Below are 3,372 nucleotides of genomic sequence, written 5' to 3' on the forward strand. Positions count from 1 at the left end.
TGTAGGGCTACGACCGGCGGAAGCCGGATGCGGGAAAACTGCACGTCCGGTTTGACGAGGGGGCGTTGGCCGAAAGGCCAGCCCCTACTCTATTCCACCGCACAGATCCCGATCCCGAGTGCCCTGTTTCAAGACTGAAGGATTTAACTATTCCGGCGCCGAATCCGTTGCGAGATGGATCGGGCCCGGGCTTGTCCCGGGCTGGGTCCGCACGAGTTTCGGCAAGGGGGAGCGGAGCATGCGGTTTCGGGATCGGGTGGCCCTCATCACCGGTGGGGGGCGGGGCATTGGCGCCGCCACGGCGCAGCTGCTCGCCCGGCAGGGGGCTGCGGTGGCGGTGACGGACGTGGACGCGGGGCCGGCGGAGGAGATTGCAGCCGGGATCCGCGCCGAAGGCGGGCGGGCGCTGGCCACCGCCTGCGACGTGACCGACCGTGCCCAGGTCGAAGCGGCCGTGGCGCAGGCCGTGGCCGAGTTCGGCCGGCTGGACATCCTGGTCACCTGCGCCGGCATCATCCGCGACAACCTGATCCACAAGCTCACCGACGACGACTGGGACGGGGTGATCAACACCCACCTGAAGGGCACCTTCCTCGCCGTGCAGGCGGCCCAGCGGCACATGGTGGCCCGGCGCTATGGCAAGATCGTGCTGCTCTCCTCCACGTCGGCGCTGGGCAACCGGGGGCAGGCCAACTACGCCGCCGCCAAGGCCGGGCTGCAGGGGCTCGCCCGGACGCTGGCCATCGAGCTGGGGCCCTTCGGCATCAACGTCAACGCCGTGGCCCCCGGCTTCATCGAGACCCGGATGACCCGGGCGGTGGCGGAGCGGCTGGGCATGGACTACGAGCAGCTGAAGCAGGTCGTGGCGGCGGAGATCCCGCTGGGACGGGTGGGCCGGCCGGATGACGTGGCGAACGTCATCGCCTTCCTCTGCAGCGACGAGGCGGCCTACGTCTCGGGACAGACCATCTACGTGGCCGGCGGGCCCAGGGGCTAGGCGGAGGTGGCGACGATGGAGACGCCGCGCGTGGGCAAGCTGTTCGATCTGTCAGGCAAGGTGGCCATCGTGACCGGCGGCTCCCGGGGCCTCGGGCTGGAGATGGCCGAGGGCCTGGGCGAGGCCGGCGCCGCCGTGGTGATCACCGGGCGGCGGGAGTCCTTCCTGCAGGAGGCGGAGGCGCACCTGCGGTCCAGGGGGATCGAGGTCCTGGCCTGCCAGGGGTCGGTGGCCGACCCTGCGGCCGTGGCGGAACTCGTGCGTGTCACCCGGGAGCGGTTCGGCCGCATCGACATCCTGGTGAACAACGCCGGCATCACCTGGGGCGCGCCGACCCTGGAGCACCCGCTGGAGAAGTGGCAGCAGGTGCTGGAGACCAACGTCACCGGCGCCTGGCTCCTCTCGCAGGCGGTCTGCCGCGCCATGGTGGAGCAGGGGGAGGGCGGGCGCATCATCAACATCTCGTCCTACGCCGGGCTGCAGGGCACGCCGCAGGCGGTGATGCCGACGGTCGGCTACAACACCAGCAAGGCGGCCCTGATCGGCCTTACCCGCACCCTGGCGGTCCACATGGCGGAGCACGGGATCCTGGTCAACGCCATCTGCCCCGGGTTCTTCCCCACCCGCATGACGAGGGGTATCCTCGAGGCTGCGGGCGACCAGATCGCCGCCGCCGGCGTGCCGCTGGGGCGCATCGGCCGGCCCGGGGAGCTGAAGGGCGTGGTCGTCTTCCTGGCGTCCGCGGCCAGCTCCTACATCACCGGCCAGGTGATCCCGGTCGACGGCGGGATGACGGCGTGGTGACACAGTGGCCGGAAGAGGTGACGGTGCGGTGACGCGGCGGACGGATGGGATAACCGCGTGGTGACGCGATGGACGGAAGGGATGACGGTGTCGTGACGCGGCGGACGGATGGGATCACCGCGTGGTGACACAGTGGCCGGAAGAGGTGACGGTGCGGTGATGCGGCGGACGGAGGGGATGACCGCGTGGTGACGCGGCGGACGGAAGCGATATCGGCGTGGTGATGCGGCGGACGGAGGGGATCACCGCGTGGTGACACAGTGGACGGAAGCGATGACGGTGTGGTGACGCGACGGACGGAAGGGATGACCGCGTGGTGACACAGTGGACGGAAGCGATGACGGTGTGGTGACGCGGCGGACGGAAGGGATAAGCGCGTGGTGACACAATGGGCGGAAGCGATGACGGCGTGGTGATGCGGCGGACGGATGAGATCGCCGCGTGGTGACACAGTGGACGGGAGCGATGACGGTGCGGTGACGCGAAGGACGGAAAGGAGGTGGACGAGATGGCTGAGATGACCTTCCAGGCGCTTCAGGATAAGGTGTTCGCGCTGCACCGGGAGGGCGCGTACAGCGAGGCACTGTCCCTGATCGAACAGCATGCGGATGCGCTTGCGCAGCATGCCGTCGACCTGTACTACTGGCGCGCCTGCCTGGCCTGCCGGGCGGGCGACCCGGATGCCGGCCTGGCCTGGCTCCAGGAGGCCTGCGACCGCGGCCTCTGGTATCACGACAGCATCCTGCGGGATCCGGACCTGGCACCCCTGCGGGAGAGCGGGCGGCTCGAGCCGCTGCAAAAGGTGTTCCGGGAGCGCCATGCGGCCGCCCAGGCGCAGGCGCGCCCGGAGCTGAGGGTCTGGTCGCCGGATGGCCCCCGCAGGGGCCTGCTGCTGGCCCTGCACGGCGCGGGCTGGAGCGCTGCCGACGAGGCGGAGCTCCTCCGGTGGCGCCCCGCCCTGGAGGCCGGGTGGCAGGTCGCGGCCGCCCAGTCGTCGCAGATGTGCGGACCTGGGAAGTACTTCTGGCACGACCGGGCGCTGGGCATCGCAGAGGTCCGGCGCCACCTCGAGGCGCTGGAGGCGCCTGATCACACCGTGGTGGCCGGGTTCTCGGCCGGCGCAGGCGTGGCGCTGCAGGGGGTGCTCAGCGGTGCGCTGCCCGCCGTCCGCTTCCTGGCCGTGGCCCCGGCCATCCGGTCTGAGGTCGTGCTGCCCATGGTGGAGACCTGCCGCCCCGACGTGCGCGGGTATGTGGTCATCGGGGAGAAGGACTGGTGCTGGCAGGCGGCCGTGGAGCTGACCGAGGCGATGCGCCGGCGCGGCCTCGCCGTCCGGCTCGAGGCTTACCCCGACCTCGCGCACGATTTCCCCCCGGGGTTCGCTGATCGGCTGGCGGAGCGGCTCGAGTGGCTCAGCGCGTGATCTCCGGATCGGACACGTGATTCACGCAGGCCCTGGCGGCGTCGCCGGGCCTGCTTTCGCGGTGCGCCCAGCATGGGCGCTGACTTGTTGGTGAAAGTCCAATACGGGCGAGGTGGCACCAGCCCGTTAGCCAAAGGCAAGGGCTGCC

General features: G+C 70.6%; 3 protein-coding genes. All 3 read left to right on the forward strand.

What is annotated here, in order from left to right; genetic code table 11:
• The first annotated feature begins 238 nt into the window (after positions 1–238).
• The 3 genes from fabG (at position 239) to J2Z79_RS18085 (ending at position 3,224) form a co-directional block, all read left to right on the forward strand.
• Positions 239–997, forward strand: coding sequence for a 3-oxoacyl-ACP reductase FabG (gene fabG, locus J2Z79_RS18075; RefSeq protein WP_209468301.1), 759 nt, complete (start codon positions 239–241; stop codon positions 995–997).
• 15 nt (positions 998–1,012) lie between these two features.
• Complete coding sequence (locus J2Z79_RS18080; protein WP_209468302.1) at positions 1,013–1,801, forward strand: SDR family oxidoreductase; 789 nt, start codon at positions 1,013–1,015, stop codon at positions 1,799–1,801.
• A 508-nt stretch (positions 1,802–2,309) separates the two neighbouring features.
• Positions 2,310–3,224 (forward strand): alpha/beta hydrolase, encoded by a 915-nt coding sequence (locus tag J2Z79_RS18085; RefSeq protein WP_209468303.1) that lies wholly within the window; start codon positions 2,310–2,312, stop codon positions 3,222–3,224.
• Positions 3,225–3,372 lie beyond the last annotated feature (148 nt).

The sequence above is a fragment of the Symbiobacterium terraclitae genome (assembly GCF_017874315.1).
GTDB lineage: Bacteria > Bacillota > Sulfobacillia > Symbiobacteriales > Symbiobacteriaceae > Symbiobacterium > Symbiobacterium terraclitae.